Origin of the sequence: Sneathiella sp., assembly GCF_041689005.1 — a bacterium.
In the GTDB taxonomy this organism is placed as follows: domain Bacteria; phylum Pseudomonadota; class Alphaproteobacteria; order Sneathiellales; family Sneathiellaceae; genus Sneathiella.
In genome coordinates this window covers 19,284-37,433 of record NZ_JBDNHC010000054.1, presented here as the reverse complement: position 1 = coordinate 37,433, position 18,150 = coordinate 19,284, and the positions used below count along the sequence as shown (strand labels likewise).

General features: G+C 56.0%; 19 protein-coding genes. 14 read left to right on the top strand and 5 right to left on the bottom strand.

Annotation, left to right across the window (positions count from 1 at the left end; all coding sequences use genetic code 11):
* The coding region (locus ACESNI_RS06410) for an NAD(P)/FAD-dependent oxidoreductase (RefSeq protein ID WP_373085695.1) at positions 1–527 on the bottom strand (527 nt) is incomplete at its 3' end.
* Between the two features lie 41 nt (positions 528–568).
* Positions 569–1,873 carry an NAD(P)/FAD-dependent oxidoreductase gene (locus tag ACESNI_RS06405; protein ID WP_373085694.1) on the bottom strand — a complete coding sequence of 435 codons (1,305 nt, stop codon included), beginning with the start codon at positions 1,871–1,873 and terminating at the stop codon, positions 569–571.
* A 304-nt stretch (positions 1,874–2,177) separates the two neighbouring features.
* Between ACESNI_RS06405 and ACESNI_RS06400 the strand changes: the two genes are divergently transcribed.
* Positions 2,178–3,113 (top strand): glucosaminidase domain-containing protein, encoded by a 936-nt coding sequence (locus tag ACESNI_RS06400; protein ID WP_373085693.1) that lies wholly within the window; start codon positions 2,178–2,180, stop codon positions 3,111–3,113.
* Here the strand turns inward: ACESNI_RS06400 and ACESNI_RS06395 are convergent.
* The gene (locus ACESNI_RS06395) at positions 3,110–4,348 is read right to left on the bottom strand and encodes a glycosyltransferase family protein (protein WP_373085692.1); all 1,239 of its coding nucleotides are present in this window, start codon (positions 4,346–4,348) and stop codon (positions 3,110–3,112) included. The two genes, ACESNI_RS06400 and ACESNI_RS06395, sit on opposite strands and share 4 nt — an antisense overlap.
* Positions 4,349–4,920: 572 nt before the next feature.
* On the opposite strand from ACESNI_RS06395, the gene ACESNI_RS06390 reads away from it, so the two are divergent.
* From ACESNI_RS06390 to ACESNI_RS06330, 13 genes are all read left to right on the top strand, one after another.
* Positions 4,921–5,103 carry a Flp family type IVb pilin gene (locus ACESNI_RS06390; protein ID WP_373085691.1) on the top strand — a complete coding sequence of 61 codons (183 nt, stop codon included), beginning with the start codon at positions 4,921–4,923 and terminating at the stop codon, positions 5,101–5,103.
* Between the two features lie 62 nt (positions 5,104–5,165).
* Positions 5,166–5,666, top strand: a complete 501-nt coding sequence (locus ACESNI_RS06385; protein WP_373085690.1) for a prepilin peptidase — start codon at positions 5,166–5,168, stop codon at positions 5,664–5,666.
* An 8-nt stretch (positions 5,667–5,674) separates the two neighbouring features.
* Positions 5,675–6,562 carry a Flp pilus assembly protein CpaB gene (gene cpaB / locus ACESNI_RS06380; protein ID WP_373085689.1) on the top strand — a complete coding sequence of 296 codons (888 nt, stop codon included), beginning with the start codon at positions 5,675–5,677 and terminating at the stop codon, positions 6,560–6,562.
* Position 6,563: 1 nt separating this feature from the next.
* Entirely contained in the window at positions 6,564–7,970 is a 1,407-nt protein-coding gene (locus tag ACESNI_RS06375) for a type II and III secretion system protein family protein (protein WP_373085688.1), read from the top strand.
* A 13-nt stretch (positions 7,971–7,983) separates the two neighbouring features.
* Positions 7,984–8,610: a hypothetical protein gene (locus tag ACESNI_RS06370; protein WP_373085687.1), complete on the top strand. Its 627-nt coding sequence runs from the start codon at positions 7,984–7,986 to the stop codon at positions 8,608–8,610.
* Positions 8,611–8,626: 16 nt separating this feature from the next.
* A complete protein-coding gene (locus tag ACESNI_RS06365; RefSeq protein ID WP_373085686.1) occupies positions 8,627–9,850 on the top strand; it encodes an AAA family ATPase in 1,224 nt (407 codons plus the stop codon).
* The gene (locus ACESNI_RS06360) at positions 9,847–11,211 is read left to right on the top strand and encodes a CpaF family protein (protein WP_373085685.1); all 1,365 of its coding nucleotides are present in this window, start codon (positions 9,847–9,849) and stop codon (positions 11,209–11,211) included. The genes ACESNI_RS06365 and ACESNI_RS06360 overlap by 4 nt, the downstream gene beginning before the upstream one ends.
* A complete protein-coding gene (locus ACESNI_RS06355) occupies positions 11,208–12,164 on the top strand; it encodes a type II secretion system F family protein (protein WP_373085683.1) in 957 nt (318 codons plus the stop codon). Before ACESNI_RS06360 ends, ACESNI_RS06355 begins: the two co-directional genes overlap by 4 nt.
* Complete coding sequence (locus ACESNI_RS06350) at positions 12,161–13,138, top strand: type II secretion system F family protein (RefSeq protein ID WP_373085682.1); 978 nt, start codon at positions 12,161–12,163, stop codon at positions 13,136–13,138. Before ACESNI_RS06355 ends, ACESNI_RS06350 begins: the two co-directional genes overlap by 4 nt.
* 2 nt (positions 13,139–13,140) lie before the next feature.
* Complete coding sequence (locus ACESNI_RS06345; protein ID WP_373085681.1) at positions 13,141–14,016, top strand: tetratricopeptide repeat protein; 876 nt, start codon at positions 13,141–13,143, stop codon at positions 14,014–14,016.
* Positions 14,013–14,498, top strand: coding sequence for a TadE/TadG family type IV pilus assembly protein (locus tag ACESNI_RS06340; RefSeq protein WP_373085680.1), 486 nt, complete (start codon positions 14,013–14,015; stop codon positions 14,496–14,498). The genes ACESNI_RS06345 and ACESNI_RS06340 overlap by 4 nt, the downstream gene beginning before the upstream one ends.
* Positions 14,488–15,060: a TadE/TadG family type IV pilus assembly protein gene (locus ACESNI_RS06335; protein ID WP_373085679.1), complete on the top strand. Its 573-nt coding sequence runs from the start codon at positions 14,488–14,490 to the stop codon at positions 15,058–15,060. Before ACESNI_RS06340 ends, ACESNI_RS06335 begins: the two co-directional genes overlap by 11 nt.
* A gap of 4 nt (positions 15,061–15,064) precedes the next feature.
* Positions 15,065–16,414, top strand: coding sequence for a pilus assembly protein TadG-related protein (locus ACESNI_RS06330; protein WP_373085678.1), 1,350 nt, complete (start codon positions 15,065–15,067; stop codon positions 16,412–16,414).
* Here ACESNI_RS06330 and ACESNI_RS06325 read toward each other — a convergent pair.
* Positions 16,373–17,314: a DUF1853 family protein gene (locus ACESNI_RS06325; RefSeq protein ID WP_373085677.1), complete on the bottom strand. Its 942-nt coding sequence runs from the start codon at positions 17,312–17,314 to the stop codon at positions 16,373–16,375. The two genes, ACESNI_RS06330 and ACESNI_RS06325, sit on opposite strands and share 42 nt — an antisense overlap.
* Positions 17,314–18,144: a sulfite exporter TauE/SafE family protein gene (locus ACESNI_RS06320; RefSeq protein ID WP_373085676.1), complete on the bottom strand. Its 831-nt coding sequence runs from the start codon at positions 18,142–18,144 to the stop codon at positions 17,314–17,316. Before ACESNI_RS06320 ends, ACESNI_RS06325 begins: the two co-directional genes overlap by 1 nt.
* Positions 18,145–18,150: the final 6 nt, after the last annotated feature.

Here is an 18,150-nt window from a genome sequence, read left to right as displayed (position 1 = left end):
TCAAGGACGGGATTGCGGAGGTAAATCTCGGCGCCGAGCTTGCGCGCGCACTGGGCATAGGCATGGGTAGTGCCAGACGGATCGAGATGACCGTCGAGCGGATCATAGAGACCGCCGATAACCCCCTCGACATTGGTGATGGGGGACAGTTTTCTGATTTCATCAGGGCCTACCAGATGGGTATCTAGCCCCATGTAGCGATGCTTTGCCCGTTCGGCTTTGAGGTAATCCATGCGGTCCGGCGTTCCCGCCAGCGTTATCCCGCCGACATGGTGAAGGCCGCAGGACTGCCCGGAAAGCTCCTCCAGTTCCTTGTAGAGCCGGATCGTATAGCCCTGAAGGGCCGCGATATTGGTATCCGAATTGAGGGTATGAAACCCGCCCGCCGCATGCCAGGTGGAACCCGAAGTGAGTTCCGACCGCTCGATCAGGGCGATATCGGTCCAGCCGAGCTTCGCCAGGTGATACAGGACGGAGCATCCGACGACGCCACCCCCGATAACCGCGACTTTAACGTGGGATTTCATGATTTTCCCTCTCTCTACATGTTACTTGTTTCGCATCTCTCCTATCCGAGAACGGTGAAGCTGCTGTCCTTGCTGACCTCTCGATTACGGGAAAATGTTCCCATGGAAAGATCGTAATCAACATTCTCCAGATGAAAATGAACCGGGTCTCGGTCGTGATCACGCCCGGCCTCGCATTCGCGGATGAGCTTCTCCATCATCCGTCCGGCGACGGGCGCATTCTTGAACTGGTTGCCGCTGGTGCCGATGGCGAGGTAGAAGCCATCGAGGCTTGAACGATCATAAATCGGCACCCAGTCTTTCGTGACGTCGTAAAGCGACACGACCCCCTTGGTCTTCCGCGGGACCCCCATCTCGGGAAAACGCTGGGCCAGCCTGAGGACTTGGGCGTTCCACTGATCGGTAAAATCCTCGTTGTAATTGTCTGGATCGACCCATTCCTGGGTATCGCATTTCGGATCTTCCGAGCCGATGAGGATGTGGTTTCCAAGCTCCGGCCGGCAATATATCCCAGCATCGCTGTCGGAGAGGACAACGCCGTCATTTTCGTAGTTAAACCCTGCTGGTGAGGGGACATGGGCGACCTCGTGACGGAGGGCACGGGTGGTCATTTTCATTTCCCCGAGGACCCCGGCGATCTCGTTGATTTTGGAGGAATGCGGCCCGGCGACATTGACCACAACGGGCGCGTCAATCTCGGTCCCGTCTTTCAGGGTGACGCCGGTGACATGGCCGTCTGCTTTTCGGATATCGACAACCTCCGCATTGAACTTGAACGTCGCGCCACGGGCCTCGGCGGCAACCTGCGCATTATGGGCGGCGAGTTGCGGATCGCTGACATAACCGCCGCGCGGGAAGAACACGCCGCCGGCAACCGCGTCGCCGGTGGGCTCCCCAAAGGTCGGATCCTCAGGGCGTTTCACCGGCGCAAACTGATGGGTGTCCATGATCGGTAACCGGTCGTGCATCTGTTCCGGAGTCAGATGTTCATAGGGACAGCCGATCTGGTCCATCAACTGACATATCTTTGTCATGTAGTCATTATGAGGGGTTTTGACGATCAGGGCGCCGGTATCATGGTATTTGATCAGGCCTTTCTCATCCTCGACGCCGACATAATCCGCCCATTTCTTCCAGTAGAACCAGCCCTCATAGGCAAGTGCGCAGGTATCGATGGACGAATAATAGGTACGGATAATGGCGCAGGAGGCTGCGGTCGATCCATAGCCGGAGGCGGGCAGGCGATCAATGGAGAGCACTTTGCGACCAGCTTTTGCAAGTTCATAGGCTATACAGGCGCCAATCACGCCCGCGCCGATAATGATCGCGTCATACCTGGTATTCATCGACACCCTCCCACAGTCTTAGTGATTTTGATAAACTATTTCACTGCCGATGGAGGGCTTGCAAGTAGAAATTGGACGGAGAGTGCGCTTGTTGATAAAAAACTAAATCTCATGTCGCTTTTATCGTAAACAGGGTCGGGACGGGAGTAATTATTCTGGGCACAGTGGAGCGAGGTACAGCCATTTATCAGCAATTTCGTTTCAAAGTAACAGAGTCGTAAAACAAACAGGTGTTTTTTTAACTTCCGGCTGGAGAACTCTTGCGGCATACTAAACAGGTCGAAATATCCGGGGGCAAGGTAGAATGAGGAAATCGTTTGTGGGGGCGATTGCGGGCGGTGCACTGGCTGTCGGCGGGATGGTGTTTGGGGCCGTGGCTATGGCGCCGACTGCGCAGGCGGATACCATTAGCATCACAAGCTTTGATGATTTTTCCAGTTATTTTCAGCAACAGGGCTATTCCATCCAGAACTGGAAAAAGGGAACGCAGGAGGTCCCGCGTTTTGTCATTCTGGATATCCCGGAGGAATGGCGGAAAAGGATAGCGCCGGAGGTCCCCGTTCCCGAAAAGAAGCAAATATTTTTCCGTTTGACCATTCCGCTGGCCTTCGTTGCCAACAACATTGTCGCCGCGGATCAGGCAAAGCTGCGCGACGTCCGGAAAAAATACCGAGAGACAGGATCGGTACCGGCGGCGGATCAGGACTGGCTGCAAAAAGCCGCGAGTGAATATGCCGTCAAGATGGAGAAGATTACAGAAGAGGTATTTGTAGCGCTGGAGGAGCGGATCGATATCATTCCGCCGTCGCTGATGATCGCGCAAATGGCTGAGGAGAGCGGTTGGGGAACGTCACGGTTCGCCGCGGAAGGGAATGCCCTTTTTGGCCAATGGAGCTATACCGGTGGTCTCAAGCCCGAAGAGCAGCGATCCGGCAAGGGCGATTATCGGGTCGAGGCTTTCAAGACACCGCTCGGCTCCATCCGTGCCTACATGACAAACCTGAATTCCAACGGCGCCTACGATGGTTTCCGGAAACTGAGGGCGCAGCTTCGGGCGGCCGGTAAACCCCTGACCGGACCGGAACTGGTTGGAACATTGATCGACTATTCCGAACGCAGAGAGGCTTATGTCAAAATTTTACAGGAGATCATTGAGAGCAATACACTCGCCCCCCTCGATCATGCCCGGCTTGCCGCCGGGGAAACAATTTACATACGTCTGGATGAGGGCGCTGATTAATTCAAGGCGCGCCCGGCAGCGACGGCAGCGTTTCTTTCCAACGCCCGTTTATCCACAGTTTTAAACCGTAGGCGAACGAGCCGGTTAAGATTGACCAACCCGTCAAGAAGGCCGGGGATAACAACTTCCGATGGCCGGTTTTGTTGCGCCAGTTGACGCAGAGCCGTCAGCATCGTGTCGCTCGACCGCACATCATCATCGATCAATATGCCAACCAGGCCCACCTCCGCTGCGCGCGTGGAGCGGATATATTGTTCCAGCCGGGGCACTGTGCGGGGAATGATCAGCGCCCGCTTGTTCATCGACAATACTTCACAGAATGTATTGTAGCCGCCCATCGCCACGACGGCCGAGGCTTCCTGCATCAGGGTTTCGAGATGGCTGTCAAAGGTCACCGCCCATACCCGGTCGAGTTTCTGGATACGATCGCGGAAATTGGCCCGGGTCTCGGGTGGCATAAACGGCCCGAGTACAAACAGCGCAGCGAGAGGCGGTTGCCTGTCACCCTCATAGGCCCGCAGCACCCAGTCGATCAGAACTTCTCCATCCCCTCCGCCGCCGACGGTCACAAGGACATAGGGTTCGGTCATTTCACTTAATATGGCTGGATCGGTTGCCGACGACACGGAGCGCTGCAGATAGCCGGTATAGGTGATCTTGCGCTTGATCCTGGCGGACAGGTCAAGGCCGGTCAGCGGGTTGTAAATCTGCTTTACCCCAAAAACCCAGATATCATCGTAAAGGTTCTCAAGAGCCGGAAGAACGTTCTTGCGCTTCCACTCCGGTGCGAGCAGGGCGGGGTCATCGAGAACATCGCGCAGGCCCAGTACCAGATGCGTTCCGCGCGCCTTTAGCATATCCAGGGTATCGGCAACCTCGCCTTTCAGGCCATAGGGTTCCTTGTCGACGATGAAAATATCCGGGTCGAACGTCTCCGCTGTATGCTGGATAATGGAGGCCCGCATCGCCAGGGTTTGTTCTGTATCTATATGGAGGCTAAGGGAGGTATATTCGCCATTCCGGAGCTTGATGATACCGGGAATGCGAACAAAATCGACCCGCGACTTGAAATCAAAGCTGCCAATGATGGGGGAACCGGAAAGAATAAGCACTGATAAATTCTGGTTTTTCTCAACAAGGGAGTTCGCCATTACCCGGCATCGGCGAAGATGTCCCAGACCGAACGAGTCATGGCTATAGATCAATATGCGCCGTGCATTTCCGACCTCGGTCATTGGATTCGATCTCCGCCTTGATCTGTTCTGCATATGAAAATGCACCTTATATCAGGACTATATAGAGAGAATGCTCGGTGATTGCACGAAAAAACCTCCCTTCAGATTATTTTTCGGCGGTCTTTGCATACGACTGTCTTTCGAAACGTGCGATTCGACAAAAAATCATACAATACGACTAATACGAGCGAAAATTTCCGGAAAATTATTCGAAAATATCTTTCTGAGCGCGGTCTTATTCAAATATTTTATCAAATTAACTATAAATAGATAAAATTTTACGTGACTCTTACATAAATATTTTTAATATGAAAATTAAGTGATATCAAAATAAGTTAGTAATTATAGTTAATTAGTCGATTTTCTCCGGTAGCTATAAACTTGAGACGGTAAAAAAAGCGTATCAAAGCTGAAATTTTTCCAACAGGGAGAAAGTCAGCCGGATAAACATTTGGTTCGGAATGTGAATTCGGAAAAACAATGTGTTGTAACTGTAAACAATGTAATGGGGTGCTGATCAATCGCTATGGCGATTTTGCCCGCGTTAATATCTATGTGAAAGGGAATTTAAAATGAAAAATATTATCAAAAACTTATGGGCGGATGAAAGCGGTGTCACGGCTGTTGAATATGCGTTGATGGCGGCCGCGGCCGCGGCCGTTGTTGGTGTCGCGGGAACTGCTTTCTACACTAAACTTCAGACTGCTTTTGAAAATATTGACCTGACCGGTGGCGGTGGCAACAGCGCCATCTAGGAATACGGATATACGGGATCTCTCCGGCCCCCGCGATACCGGGGCCGGGGGATTTTAGTCCTATGAACAGTTTGTATCCTATATTAGCAATCTTGTTGCTATGGATTGCCGCCTATACCGATGTGACGGAACGGATCATCCGGAATTGGGTGTCGATCGGGCTACTGACGCTTTTCTGTGTCTATGCCGCCTTTAATCTGAACTCACTTAATCTGCCGGGCCATCTGGTATGGGCTATCGCTACGTTCGCCCTCTTTTTTACCGGATTTGCGGTCGGGAAAGTTGGCGGCGGTGATGTCAAGCTGGCGACCATGGTAATGCTCTGGGCGGGACCGGAGACCGGTTTGCAGTTTCTCCTGGTCATGGCGCTCAGCGGCGGCATCCTTGCTCTTTTTATAATCTCGCCGATAACGTCGTTTTTCCTGCAATGGGTCTCGCTGCGTTTGGGCCGGTCTGGGACGCTGCTGGGGAGTGCTGCATATCCGTTCTCAGTTCCTTACGGCGCCGCGATCGCTATTGGCGGAACCGTTTCCCTGTATAGCGGTTATCTGGGGGGATTTTAGAAAACGTCATGAAAAGTCTGATTTTTATTGCAATCTGCGCCTTGTTTCTCGGGTCCGCTGCCTATCTTGCCAGCATGTATCTGATGCGCGGACCGGAGCGGCCGACCGCGGTCGCCAAACAAAATGTCCAGCCACCAGTCTATGCGCTGTGTCTGGCCGCCGATGTCAATGCCGGTGATATCCTTAGAAAGGGAGCACTTGAATGGAAGCCCATAGTTGGCGGAACAGGCGGACGGCAACTTTTCATCCAGACAGAGAACCCGGTTCGCGATATTAATGATGCGGTGCTTGTAACAGCCCTTACGCGCGGAACATTCCTTGAAGAACAGCATATATTACTGCCCTCGGATCCGGGCTACCTGACCCAGGTTCTGGGACAGGGGATGCGGGCAAAATCGATCCGGATCGACAAATTTTCTGATTACCGGACGGAACTGCGGCGCGGTGACCATGTCGACCTGATTTTAACCTATGTCGCCCCTGTCGCAAAGGGTAAGCCAGCGGAGCACATGGCCCGCACCTTGCTCCATAATGCGCGGATCATCGACATCGATGACCATTCTGTTCAGAAAGCGACGGGGGTGTCAAAAACAGGTCGTGAGGGCGCGAACCTGACCTTTGCGGTCTCGGCCGCAGAGACGAAAATGCTGTCTGTTGCCGAAGAACTGGGCAGCCTGAGTATCGTCCTGCTTGGTCAGCAGGAGAGCCGCAAAAATGAGACCCAGGCGGACACCACGATTTTTCGCGAACGTGATCTCGTGCCGGGAGAGACGCAGGCCGTCTCCAGACAAATACCCATTCCGCCGCGGCAGATACGGGTCATGCGTGGCAGTGATATCACTGTTCTGAGCCTGTCGGAACGTGGAGGCGTGCCCGTTCCGGCCGCAGGTAATTAGGATGGGACTAATCAAAATATATCGCTCCTTGCGGCAGGTCTGCATTATGGCACTGGTGGCGACCCTCGTTACCGACGCTGCGCTGGCCGAGCCCGCCAAAAGCCCTGGATCGCTGGATCTTGCGGTCAACGAGGGAAAATTGCAGGCCTTATCCACTCCGGTGACAGAAGTGCTGGTGACAAATCCGGACATTGCCGATGTCCAGATCACTACCTCAAATGGACTGTTTATCTTTGGCAAGCATCCCGGGCGCACTCAGATCATGGCGCTGGCCAAGGGCGGCAAGATAATTTTTAACGAGGCCGTGACTGTCACCCGGGACATGGCCGTTCTCTCACGGCTTCTTTACCAGCAGTTTCCAGACAGCAATCTCGCCGTGCAGGCCACGCCGCAGCGTGTCGTTCTGTCGGGCATGGCGCGATCACCCATCGAGGCGGACCAGATCCTGTCCGTGGTTCAGGGGTTTCTGAGTGAGGGTGAAAAGATCGTCAACCGCATGCAAATGCTGTCCCCGTCCCAAGTCAATATTCGCGTCCGTATTGTAGAAATGAACCGGGAAGCGACCAAAAATCTCGGAATTAACTGGAATGTATTGCTCAATCCGGGCGCCCTCGCCATTGGGCTCATCACCAACCGGTGGCCATCAGTAGTGAACGGCAGCCTGACGCCGGATTTGAGTGCGCAAGGTAGCGGTGCCAGCGGGTTGATTGGATACCGGGGGGATGCGGGTTCAGCCACCGCCGTGATTGATGCGCTGGCGGAGGAGAATTTGTTGACGGTCCTCGCCGAGCCCAACCTGACTTCAAAATCGGGTGAAACAGCAAGTTTTTTCGCTGGCGGTGAATTTCCTATTCCTGTCTCGGCGAGCGATGACCGGGTAACGGTCTCCTTTAAGAAATTTGGCGTTATTCTTGATATTACGCCAACGGTCCTTTCCGACGGTAAAATTAGTATCCATATCCGCCCGGAAGTGAGCGAGATATCCGATGCCGGGGCGGTGGTCGTCAATAATTTCCGCATTCCCGGGATTTCTGTACGCCGGACCGAGGCCACCATTGAGCTCGCCAGCGGGCAGAGCTTTGCGGTGGCGGGCCTGTTGCAGAACCAGACACGCAATTTAGTCAGCGAAGTGCCGGGCCTTGCCGATCTTGCCATTCTCGGGCCGCTTTTCCGCTCCAGTAAATACCGCAACATGGAAACCGAGTTGGTCATTATCGCCACCGCCAATATTGTCGAGCCTCCCCGGAACTATAGCTACGCTCTGCCGACTGATGGGTATCGGCCGACGGATACAATCGAGAAACTCACCACAGGCAAGCTCGCCAAACCGGCGACGCCCGCGGAAATTCCACAATCAAGCGGGGAGGGCGGTTTAACGCTCAAGGGACCGGCGGGATATATTTATTAACAGGAGACAAGATGTGAACGGGAAGATAACGAAAGTGATAGCGATTATCGCCAGCCTGTTCCTGTCGGCCTGCGCCGATCCGGTCCCCGTCTCGCCGATCGCGGCTCAGCCGCAGAACGAGATCATCGCCAAATCCTATACGGTGAATTTTTATGACGATGTGAAAACGGGTCAGCTGGTTTCGGGAACCGGCCAGCCGTTTCCCCGGTTTTTGCAGGACCTCGCGCGGGTACCTTCCGCCTCCCTTCAGTTGCGCCAAATGAGCCCGGAGCTTGATATGAAGGCGTTGCTGGAAACGGTTCAAGTATCGAAGATAAATCACGTTCTGGACGTTGCCATTGTTCCGGACGGGGGCTCAGGCACCTCCGCTGCCGTCCTCCGGGCGAATGTCACTTATTATCTTTTTCGCTTCGTCGATTGCGCCGATAACCTCGATCAACGCAAGCTCGACCGGGTTGAGCTGACCTCGCCGGGGTTCGGTTGTGCAGTGGAACGCAATCTGATGCTCAGTCTCGCACGCCCCGGCGACTGGCATCAGGGCCGCCGGTCGACACCGCCGCTGGCAATTACCGATGCGGCGGCGGTGCGGCGGTTTTATGAGGCGGCCCCCCGGCCGTTTTCCTCGCGTGACCAGAAATGAGGGGGACCTGACGTAAATGGCACAGCAAAACAAATCGGGAGTTGTTAGCTTTCCCGCGGCCGAGGTCCAGACCCTGTCCGCCGCCGCCTATGTCAATGACCGGGAGACCGAACTCCTTCTCAAGGATGTCCTGCCGAAATGGGGATATAGCAAGCCCCGTGTCGTTCGCGGCACAATCGGCGACGCCATCCGCAGCTATCAGGGTGAGCTCATGCCCGGTGTTCTGATCGTTGACATTTCCTCGGCCGCGCTGCCGCTGTCCGATTTGCAGTCGCTCGCCGATATTTGCCCACCGAGCGTTCAGGTGGTGGTGCTAGGGACGCGCGATAATGTCGGTCTATATCGGGACCTGCTGGAAATTGGTGTTACCGATTATCTGGTCAAACCGGTACCATCCGACCTGTTATACAAGGCGGTGGCCCGGGCAAGTGGTCAAATCGCCGCGCGCCCGGTTGAACAGAGAACGGGCAAGACGGTTGCCGTCCTTGGCGTTCGCGGCGGTGTTGGGGCGACGACAACGGTTTTCAACGTCGGTTGGCTGCTGTCCACTTTTTACAGCCGGCATGTCGTGCTGGCGGATTTCAACCTGTTGAACGGCTCACTGGCGCTGGAAATGGGGCTGGAGCCGACGTCCGGGCTGGCGGATCTGCTGACCAACCCCGACCGTATCGATAATATGTTTGTGGACCGCGCCACTATTTCGTCAAGCGACCGGTTGAAGGCCCTGGCGTCTGAATGCGATCTGGAAGGCGATCGGGCGTTTGATTTCTCCGCCGTCGAGCGGCTGACAAAGCATCTTCGCACCCAATATCATTTTATTCTGCAGGATGTGAACCGGTCCCCGGCTTCGGTGAGTACTGAAATTTTGAAAAATTCTGATGTCCGAGTGCTGGTGCTGGATCCCAGTCTGGCAGCGGTCCGGGATTGCGCCCGTCTTCTCAAGGTACTGGGAGATGGTGAGGGGGCAGCGAAAACACTGATCGTTCTTAACCGGACACGGCCGCGTGCGGGCGGCGAGGTGCCGCTTGCCAAGATTGAGAATTTCATTGGCGTTCCGGTTGATATGATCGTGCCTTTCGACAAAAAGAAGATGTCAGCGGCCAGCCTGAATGCAGAACCTGTTGCCTGTCAGAAAAGCGCCGTCACCGATGCGTTCATGCGGCTGGCGGGGGAACTGGTCGGGCAAAAACAGCCAAAGCCAAGTGGCAGATGGTTTTCGGCCAAACGGGTGAGGTCATGATGTTTGGCAAGAAAGCGGAGCCGTCCCATCGGGCGGGCTTGGCGGAGGTGGATGAAAGCTGGATCGATGCGCCGACGGCGGCGCGCTCAGGGCCTGAGTTTGCGGTGCCACCGGCCTTGGTCTCGCGGGTTCGGACGGAGTTTTTCAATCGTATAGATCCCTCCGTCGCCGCGACCATGAGCCCGGATCAGTTATCGCTCCGGATTACCCAGGCGGTGTCGAAAATCGTTGATGGTGAGAAGTTGCAGTTAAACTGGCTTGAACAGAGCGCCATCGCCAAGGAGCTGTTCGACGATATTGTCGGTATCGGTCCGATTGAAAGCCTGCTGTCCGATCCGGCGGTCACCGATATTCTGGTCAATGGGCCGGACACGGTCTATGTAGAACGAAGCGGCAGGCTCGAATTGACCGCCTTCAGGTTCCGCAATGACGAGCATGTTCTCGAGGTTGCCCGCCGGATTGCCGCTACCGTCGGCCGCCGGATAGATGAGGCCAACCCGATGGTCGATGCCCGCCTGAAAGACGGCAGCCGGGTCAATGTCATCGCGCCGCCGCTGTCGGTATATGGCACCATTATCTCAATTCGCAAGTTTTCAAAAGATGTTCTGTCTCTCGATGAATTATGCGCGCGGGCGAGTTTGAGTGCGGCCATGGCGGAATTCCTCAAGATTGCCGCGAAATGCCGCCTGAATATCCTGATTTCCGGTGGTACGGGCTCGGGCAAGACAACCCTTCTGAATGCTCTTTCCGGGCTGATTGATGAAAACGAGCGGATTGTCACCATCGAGGATGCGGCGGAAATCTCCCTGCAGCGCCCCCATGTGGTGAGCCTGGAAACCCGGCAGAAAAATGCCGAGGGAACGGGGGAGGTGTCGCAGCGTGACCTTCTTCGCAATTCGCTCCGCATGCGGCCCGACCGTATCATCATCGGCGAGGTCCGTGGCAGTGAAGTCTATGACATGCTGCAGGCCATGAATACGGGTCATGACGGCTCGATGTCCACCATTCACGCCAATTCACCGCGAGACGCTTTGTTGCGGCTGGAAAATCTGATGCTCTCCACCCAGGCGAATTCCGAAAGTCGGGGCGCGCGGCAACAGATTGCCAGCGCCCTTGACCTCATCGTCCATGTTGAGCGCGCGGCCAGCGGCCGCCGCTATATCCGTACCATATCGGAAATCGTTGGTCTCGAAGGGGATGTCATTACCAGCCAGGATCTTTTCTGTCATGACGGTAGCATCGAGGCCGATGACGAAAGCTTTCAGCAGGGCTTTCGCGGCACCGGCAGCCGTCCGCATTTCGCCGACAAAATAGCAAAATTCGGATATACATTGCAATTGGATGAGGTCATGCGCCCATGACCGCAAATCTCGATGTCATTGGCGGGTTACCGGCAGGGGTCCTCTTTGCCTTTTGTACCTTCCTGTTGAGCGGTGTTGTCCTGCTCGTCATAGGCTACCGCAAATCAAACAGGAGAAGCGGGCGACTTCAGCATCGTCTGGCCGGTCTGTCGACCGCTGGCGATGTCGTTGTCCGGGATCGAAAGCCCGCCCCGGAAAATTCGTTTTTGTATGTCCGGGATGCAAAATTTCAAAAATGGCGGCAGACCCTGAGGGCGAGATTTTCCTATATGCTCGCCGGAATGGCGATCCTGTTAGCGGTGTTATACCTTATTGCCCTTGCCTCCGCAGTCGTTGCGACGGTTATCTTTGCGAGCCTTATCGCAATTCTCGGTTTGGTACTGGCGGTGTTGCTATTCCGGCAAAAGCGGCAAACCGCACTCTATACAGCGCAGTTGCCCGAGGCAATCGACATCATTATCCGCGGCGCCCGGGTCGGCATGTCATTGCAGGAAAATTTCCGCGTCATCGGCAGTGAAATGCCCGCACCGCTCGGCCATCGTTTCAGGATCATATCGGAAAAGCTTGGTATCGGGATCGATCTCGAAACGGCGCTTAAATCCGCGCAGGAGGAAATCCGCATCAAGGAGTTCCAGTTCATGTCCACAACCCTGATTCTGCAACGACAATCCGGCGGCCATTATGCCGAGGTACTTGAGAACTTGAACCAGGTGCTGCGCGAGCGGCGGGCGCAATTCATGAAAGCAAGGGCTCTTACATCGGAGGCACGGGCCTCAGCCCGCATCGTTTCTGGCGTTGTCGGTCTGATCCTCCTTATTCTCGCCCTGACAAATGCCCGGCAATTCCAGTTCCTGCTCCATGACCCGACCGGGCAGAACTTGCTGCTCTATTCAGGGATCAGTATCGGCGCCGGATTTTTCATTATTTCACGGCTTTTGAGGACATTACGATGACGGTTCCCCTGATCGGAATGATTGATCCTGTCCTCCTGTTACCCGTGATCGGGATATGCGCCCTTCTGGCGCTCATGGCATTTGTCGGCGCTGTGCGCGCAAAAAGACTGGAAAGAGTGGCACAGCGACTTCGCGCCCTCAATGGGACGGACGATAAAAGCATGGAGGCACCGAAGTTACCTGTTACCCTGAGCCTCGACAAGCCGTCGATGCAGTTGCCGTTTTCAAAAAGCGACCCGGGCCGTTCCGGGCCGCTGTCCCGGATATTCGGAAACCGGAATCTGTTCCACCGCCTTGTTCAGGCAGGTCTTGATCCGAAGATGTTCTTCGGCCCGTTTATCTTTCTTCGGGTTCTGAGTTTCGGTGGCGGCGCGCTTCTCTGCCTCGCGGGCCAGCAGGTTTTTCCGGGGCTGACGCCTGAGTCCTGGATGGCGGCGATTTTGGTCCTCGTTTCTGCCGTGGGGGCGGGCTTTATCCCGGATTTTCTGCTTCGCTACCGCATATCCAGCCGGCAGAAGAATATCGAGCGCGCTGTCCCCGACATGATTGATCTGCTTATACTCTGTGTCGACGCCGGGTTGACGCTTGAGGTGGCGCTATCGCGGGCGGTTGAGGGGCTAGCGCCGTTTACGCCGGAATTGGCCGCGGAAATGAAGCTTACTTTGAATGAGCTCAGAATTCTACCCGACAAGTCCATGGCGCTTACCAATCTTGAGCAGAGAACCGGATCGCAAAGCCTTAAATATCTGGTGTTGGCGCTTCGGCAATCGGAACGTTATGGCACCTCCATCCGGGATGCGTTAGCGGCGGTCGCCCGGGAAAACCGGAAGCATGCCATTTTGACGCTGGAGAATAACGCGGCGCGGATGCCTGCGCTGTTAAGCGTTCCCTTGATTGCCCTCATCCTGCCACCTGTGATCGCGATTTCTGCTGGCCCCGGGTTCGTGCTGATGATGCGAACGATAGGAGAGTGAGAATGATCCGTTTCGCGCCTTTTTTTATCTGCCTGGGTTTTTTCGCTCTTGCCGGATGCAGCCTGCCGTCGATGGATGCGGAAATATCGTCCCTGATGCAGGACAAGGCGGCTCATGAACGGGCCCTGAAAATCGCGGAGATTTCCGTTAAGTCGGGAAATTACCTCGCGGCGATTGATATCTACCAGAAACTGCTTGAGAAAAACGCGGAGGATAAAGAAGTTCTGTATGAACTCGGTGCGACCTATCTCAAGGCGGGCGCGGCCCTGCAGGCGATCCCGGTTTTCGAGCGCCTGGAAGAGGATGTGGCGGATGTCGAGGATAAAGACAAAGACGAGGATAGGGATATCCGACCGCTGCTCGGGCTCGCCCGGGCTAATCTTTTCCTGTACCGACCTGATGCCGCCGCGTTGTATTTTGACAAATGCCTCACGCTGGATCCAGAGGCCATTGACGCCCTCAGCGGTCTTGCTATTGCGAAAGATATGGCAGGGGAGCATCTGGCGGCCCGACTCCTCTATGTGCAGGCCCTTGAGCTTGCGCCGGAAAATACTGGGCTTCGGAACAATTTCGCTCTTTCCTACCTGATGGAAGGGCAGTATGACGCTGCTATTGACTACCTTTCCCGGCTCGCTCTCGGTCCGGACTCTTCTCCTGTCCTCCGCCAGAACCTTGCCCTTGCTTATGGTCTTTCGGGGGACGAGGCGGCGGCGGAGCGGATCGCCCGTCTTGATCTTGATACGGCGACAGTCGAGAATAACCTGCGTTTCTATGCATTGCTCCGACGGATGTCCGACAAGGATAGCCTGCGCCGTTTATTGCTCGGGCCGCGGAGCGACAAACCGGTGGCAGTGCAAATACCCTCGGTCCCAACATGATATTCCGGCTGTTCAGGGATAGGACTGCCGTTCTGCCGATTGAGTTCGCCCTGATCATCCCGGTAATGTTTGCGCTTGTTCTCGGCATTGTTGATGTCAGCCGTGTTCTGCTTGCCCATAATTTGGTCGGCCAGCTGGCGACCGACCTTTCCGATCACGTCCGGTTTGATCTCGGTTCCGAGAGCCGGACAGCCCTCTCGGTGGCTTCGATAAGGGCCGAGCTGGACATGCGTGCCGCAACCTTTGCTGGTGGCCTTATCGATCCGGAAATGCTCAGGCTCTCCATGGCCCGCTATAGCGATTTAGCAGCCTTCGTCAACGATACCCCGGAAGCAGGAGACCCGTTGCCGGGACAACCGAATGCTGTGGTGTCCTACCGGCTTGATTATACCGTTCCGCTGATGACGCCCTTCGCCGGGTTTCTCTATGACAGCGGGGACGTCACCCGGACGGCCGTTGTGGTGGTTAAAAATGGCCGGTAAGTCGCCTGTGGGGGTGAGAGCCTCGTTCTGGAAGGCGACCGGTGGCACGGTGATGGTGGAGGCGGCATTTTTTATCCCGGTAATCCTGTTCCTGCTGTTGGCGGGCGCAGATCTTGCCCGGATCACACAAGTGAGCACGGAAATCGACCACGCGGCGGCAGTGATTGCCAATGAAATTGCCCAAGCAGAGGTCCTGACGGCGGGGGATATGGATACGGCATTGCTTGCGGCGGAGAAAATAATTGCAGCGCCCGGGCTCTCCGAACAGCTCTCCCTTCGGGCGCAAGGCTTCCGGATAAGTGCCGCGGCCGGGCTTGAAACCCTGTGGACGGAGGATCGGGCGACGGATGGTGCCGCTTGCCTCTCGGCCCCTCCCGCCCTAACCGAACCCGGCGCAGATGAAACGGCAGCGCGCGCGGTCAATTACTATATCCTCATCGATCTCTGCGCGACGCCGCGCCCAACATTTTTTCTGTCCGGGCTTTTGGCAGCGGCTGATGTCGTCCTGCACGGACGGGCCCTTGCCATTGCCGCAACGCCGGCCATTCGCAACCGGGAATAAGGCCTTGCTTGTCAACATCATACCCGGCGTCCAGATTTTTAACTGTCAAGCGCGCCGCCTTCATCGCGCAGAAGCGGGGGCAGCGGCCCTCATTTTCAGTCTGGCGATGTTTATCGTCATCGGGGGCATGGCTTTTACCATAGACGTCTCGCGTATCTATGCAGTGAAGGCGCGCCTCTCCATCGCCGTGGAGATGGCCGCGACAGCCGCCGCAACAAACCTGCATTTCCTGCCCGAAGATGACCTCGGCGGCCTCGCCGCGGAGACAGTGAACGCAACCTTCCGGCAGATGAACCTGCTCGCCTATGTCGGATCAAGCCCGGTTCCGCCGACGGTTAGCGTAATAACCGATATACCTACCGGGCGGGTCACGGTGACGGCTGAGGCCGCCGTATCGACAACCTTGATGCGGACGGTTAGTTTTTTTGACGATGTCACCGTCAGTAAATCCATTACCGCCGAACAGACGATGCCCGAAGCGGAACTGGCGCTCGTTCTCGATGCCTCTGCCAGCATGGAGAGTTTCGGCAAGCTTGAAGATGTAAAAAGCGCCAGCCGTGATTTTATTGCCAGGCTTGGCTCCGAAGCGCGTCGGGACATCGGCGCAACATTAGCGCTGGCTCCCGTTGGCAACGGTCTCGTCAATATCGCGCCGCACAAGGACTGGGTTGCGACAGGCAGCTGGCCCGTCAACATTCCCCCACGGGTTCCCGGAGTGGCCGCATGGACGGGCGAACTTGCCGACCAGCGCTGGTGTGTCGATAGCCGGGCGGGAGCAGCCGGAGTTGACGATACGCCGCCGGATCAGGTTAAATTTCCGCTTGTTCTCGGGCTGTCGTCGGTCCTTGATCCGCTTCTGGGTTTGCCGCTGTTCACCGTGACCACCACCGATGACTGCCGGAATGACAGGATATTACCCCTTAACCCATCGTTCGCGGATATCGACGCGGAGATTTCCTCCCTCTCGGGGGTTGGCGAAACGGCGCTGGGGCGCGGCATGCTCTGGGCGGAACGACTGTTGTCGCCGCGCTGGCAAGCGCTCTGGGACGGGAATGCGGCGTCTCCTGTCGCCTATTATGATCCGGCAGTGGAGAAGATCGCGATTCTGGTGGCGGGAACCGGGAACAGTGACGAAGCGGAAGATCTTTTATTCAGCGATGTCTGCACCCGCCTGAAGACAAACGGGGTTACCCTGTATGTGATCGATTATCTAGCGCCCACATCATTCGCGCCGGGTTTGCAGGAATGTGCGACAAGCGCGGGTCATTATTTTGACGTATCGAGTGCAACAGAGCTCTCCGAAGCCTTTATCTCAATCGCGAAGTTTATTTCCGTCGTGCGCTTTAACGGATAATCGCGGCCAGCTCTCTGGCGTGATAAATATTCGCGCGACCTCTGTAAGATCCGATGCCTCCGTATCGCGCATCAGGCTGGCCTGCACCGGACGCCCCTCGGCCTCCAGCTTTTGCCGGGCGGCGGTAAAAAGCGCTGTGCGACCGCCCCTCGTGACTTCAGGGCATAAAAAACGGCCCGTGAACCAGGTTGGCTTGTCCAGCAGGCGAAAGCAGTCAAACGCCGGCAACGGGGCTGCTGATTTTTCCTGCGCCAGAACCCAGATTCCGATTGGGCAGTCTGGAGAAATAGTGGCTGGCAAGGCGGGAGGCGATCCCGCTGAGTGTTGGGCGGGCTGAAACAGCCTTCCCTTCACCCAGGCATAAGAGGAGAGGGTTTTTACCCCCAGACGTTCCAGCAACTCCTGGCCCTCCGGCGTACCCGGCAGGCGAAGCTGGTGGGTAGAGAGGCGGTCGAGCTTGCGCTTCAGGTTATCGCGCAGCATCGGCCCGACAAAATCTGCGGGATCCCGCCCACTGCCGATATTAAGATAAAATTTTACCGCCAGTTCCCAATGGTAAGCCTTCCCGCCGTGGCGAAAAATGAGATCGAGTTCGCCAAGGCTTTGTTTGTCACGATAGAGCGGAATGTTTGAGCCGACCAGCTCCACAGAGGGTAGTTGGCTGAGCCAGAAAATCACCAGTTGCTCGAAATACCGGCCGAGATTGAGCGATTTCTGCGCGGCAAGGTGAGCGTGGAGCGGCGCGGGGTCGCGGTAGAGTTTCGCCAGTAACGCTTTGGTTTCGGGAAGCACGGCAAGATCGGGCTCCGGTTTCTCGCCAAGCATAAACGAGGAGGAAATCACCCAGTCGAGGTCACGAACGGCGAAGGGACGGGGAAGATGCGCCGTCGGCCCGGGCATTACAGAAACAGGCTATAGAACATGCGAAGCGAGGTCGCGAATAAAAAGAAGGCAAAGGCTTTCTTCAGCAGGACTCCATTGATGCTATGGGCGATTTTTGCGCCGATCGGGGCGAAGATGACCGACATCGGCACGATCATGAAAAATCCGAGAATATTCACATAGCCGATATTACCGCCGGGCAGTTTGGGCCCGCCCATCCCGGACAGGATGAAGCCAATGGTGCCGGGAACGGCGATGATCAGGCCAATCGCAGCGGCTGTACCGACAGCATTTCGGATTGGATAGTTGAACAGGGTCAGGATCGGCACGGTAAAGGTGCCGCCGCCTATACCCATCATTGCCGAAAACCAGCCGATAAGCCCGGCAATCAGCTCCTTTATCGGAGATTTGGGCAGCTTGGTGGCGAGATGCGCGCTGGCCGGGCGAAACGCCATGTTGGCGGCAACGATCAAGGCCAGAACTGCGAAAACAAGGGTCAGCACGAACCCGTTCACCATGCCGGCAACGATGGTACCACCAACAACGCCCAAAAAGATGAACGGCCCCCATTTTTTCAGGAGTTCCATGTCGATTGCCCCCTTCTTGTAATGGGAGCGCGCGGAGGAGATTGAGGTCGGAATGATGGTGGCGAGAGATGTGCCGACCGCAACATGCATCCGCACGTCATCCTCGATCCCGAAAAACGGCAAGACATTATATAGGACCGGAACAATGACAATCCCGCCACCAACACCGAGAAGACCGGCAAGAAGCCCCCCGGCAAGACCGGTCGCAGCCAGTGTCAGGATCAATCCGATGAGCAGGGGCGTGCTTATATCAGCAAACATTCAAAC

Excerpts from the sequence above, each read along its gene's own strand:
- ACESNI_RS06385 (WP_373085690.1), top strand. The coding sequence starts at position 5,166 with ATGAACAGTTTGTATCCTATATTAGCAATCTTGTTGCTATGGATTGCC.
- ACESNI_RS06405 (WP_373085694.1), bottom strand. The coding sequence starts at position 1,873 with ATGAATACCAGGTATGACGCGATCATTATCGGCGCGGGCGTGATTGGC.
- ACESNI_RS06350 (WP_373085682.1), top strand. The coding sequence starts at position 12,161 with ATGACGGTTCCCCTGATCGGAATGATTGATCCTGTCCTCCTGTTACCC.
- ACESNI_RS06345 (WP_373085681.1), top strand. The coding sequence starts at position 13,141 with ATGATCCGTTTCGCGCCTTTTTTTATCTGCCTGGGTTTTTTCGCTCTT.
- cpaB (WP_373085689.1), top strand. The coding sequence starts at position 5,675 with ATGAAAAGTCTGATTTTTATTGCAATCTGCGCCTTGTTTCTCGGGTCC.
- ACESNI_RS06365 (WP_373085686.1), top strand. The coding sequence starts at position 8,627 with ATGGCACAGCAAAACAAATCGGGAGTTGTTAGCTTTCCCGCGGCCGAG.
- ACESNI_RS06355 (WP_373085683.1), top strand. The coding sequence starts at position 11,208 with ATGACCGCAAATCTCGATGTCATTGGCGGGTTACCGGCAGGGGTCCTC.
- ACESNI_RS06360 (WP_373085685.1), top strand. The coding sequence starts at position 9,847 with ATGATGTTTGGCAAGAAAGCGGAGCCGTCCCATCGGGCGGGCTTGGCG.
- ACESNI_RS06395 (WP_373085692.1), bottom strand. The coding sequence starts at position 4,348 with ATGACCGAGGTCGGAAATGCACGGCGCATATTGATCTATAGCCATGAC.
- ACESNI_RS06390 (WP_373085691.1), top strand. The coding sequence starts at position 4,921 with ATGAAAAATATTATCAAAAACTTATGGGCGGATGAAAGCGGTGTCACG.
- ACESNI_RS06340 (WP_373085680.1), top strand. The coding sequence starts at position 14,013 with ATGATATTCCGGCTGTTCAGGGATAGGACTGCCGTTCTGCCGATTGAG.
- ACESNI_RS06335 (WP_373085679.1), top strand. The coding sequence starts at position 14,488 with ATGGCCGGTAAGTCGCCTGTGGGGGTGAGAGCCTCGTTCTGGAAGGCG.
- ACESNI_RS06325 (WP_373085677.1), bottom strand. The coding sequence starts at position 17,314 with ATGCCCGGGCCGACGGCGCATCTTCCCCGTCCCTTCGCCGTTCGTGAC.
- ACESNI_RS06400 (WP_373085693.1), top strand. The coding sequence starts at position 2,178 with ATGAGGAAATCGTTTGTGGGGGCGATTGCGGGCGGTGCACTGGCTGTC.
- ACESNI_RS06320 (WP_373085676.1), bottom strand. The coding sequence starts at position 18,144 with ATGTTTGCTGATATAAGCACGCCCCTGCTCATCGGATTGATCCTGACA.
- ACESNI_RS06375 (WP_373085688.1), top strand. The coding sequence starts at position 6,564 with ATGGGACTAATCAAAATATATCGCTCCTTGCGGCAGGTCTGCATTATG.